1 protein-coding gene is annotated in these 1438 nt (G+C 64.3%); it reads right to left on the bottom strand.

The features are described from left to right. A partial coding sequence (locus tag HP499_RS24190) for a PDZ domain-containing protein (RefSeq protein ID WP_172326564.1) occupies window positions 1-1438 on the bottom strand: 1438 nt, incomplete at both ends.

Raw genomic sequence — 1438 nt, 5'->3', positions numbered from 1 at the left:
GCCACTGAAAGTTCGACGCCGTCAATGGCCAGGAGAACGTCCCCCGCCTTCGCGTCTGCGCCGGGCCGGGTCAGGGGGGACGTCGCCAGGGGGTCCGAGGACTCCCCTGCCAGGATGCGGGTGATTTCCCAGCCTTTGCTGCCGAAGTGAAGCTCGGCCCCCAGGCGTCCTTGGCCGTTACGGCCAGGTTCGCTGACGGCGGCAGGCTTGACGTAGGCGTGCGATGTTCCCAGCTCGCCGTGCAACTCCCATAGAAGGTCCACAAGGTCGTCATGCGAGCCCAGCCGGTCCACCAACGGACGGTAGCGCTTGTAGACGGAGTCCCAATCCTGGCCCGCCATGTCCGCAGTCCAGAAGAAGTCGCGCTGGAGCCGCCAAGCTTCCTCAAAGGCCTGCCCCCAGGCAGCCACGGGGTCCAGAATGACCCGGACCCGGTTGAGTTCGACCTTGACCAGGTCTCCGGATTCCTCGTCCACCTTGTTCTCGCATGGCACCGAGGTCACCTGCTGGTCCAGGATGTATACAACCCTCTTCAAGTCCCCCGACAACCTGAAGCTGTCCACTGCGGCAACCAAGGTGGCCTTCTTGCGCTTGGCGAGATCGTAGCGCACCAAAGCGGGCGCGGTCTTCTTATCCGAAAGGGCGCCCTTGCCCTCGCCGGTCACACCGGAAAGCTCAGTATCGAGCCACAGCAGCGCACCCTCCGCTACAGCCAGTTGCGAGTAGTTTCCTTGCGGTACGGGCACAGTGATGACGCGGTGCGCCAGGCCCTCAGGGTCGACGCGCACGGAAGGCGCCACGCCGTCGTCGGACTTTAACGGGGCGGGCTCCTCCTCCCCAAGGGAATCGACCGACGGGCCGAACGGTGAAGGCGTGTCCGCGGCCAGGGCAACCAAATACGGCTTGATGGGGCTCGGGAAGGACAGGTCGAAGGAGTGGCCGTCATAGACGGGATCAAAGCTGCGGTTCGAGAGGAAGGCGAGGAACTTCCCGTCAGGAGTGAACCGCGGCGATTCGTCACAGAACCGGCCGTCCGTGACGTCGATGATGCCCGCTTCCGCGTCATCGGGCCGGGTGATTCGGAGCTTACTCCGTGAACCGAATGCCGTGACCGGCTCGGACCATCCCAGCCACTGCGAATCGCCGGACCACGCCAGTTGTTCGATGCTGCCCTCACCCACACTGACAACAAGTCTTAGCGTGCCCTGAGCTGTATCCGCCACATAGACGTCTCCAAAGGAGGTCCCCACAGCGAGCCATCGCCCGTCCGGGCTGGCTTCCAATGCACTCGTGCGCGTGGGCGACGGGAAATCGATCCGGACTTCAACCGCATCCTCCACTTGTTCCGGCACAGCGGGCGCATTCGTGGCACTGACGGTGTCCGCGGATGGCTCGGCTGATGTACCCGTAGTGGGCGTGACGGCCGGCGCAACAGGCA

Origin of the sequence: Paenarthrobacter sp. CM16, from assembly GCF_013179505.1 — a bacterium.
GTDB lineage: Bacteria > Actinomycetota > Actinomycetes > Actinomycetales > Micrococcaceae > Arthrobacter.
The sequence above is the reverse complement of the archived record's forward strand: the minus strand, read 5'-3'. Positions and strand labels throughout refer to the sequence as shown.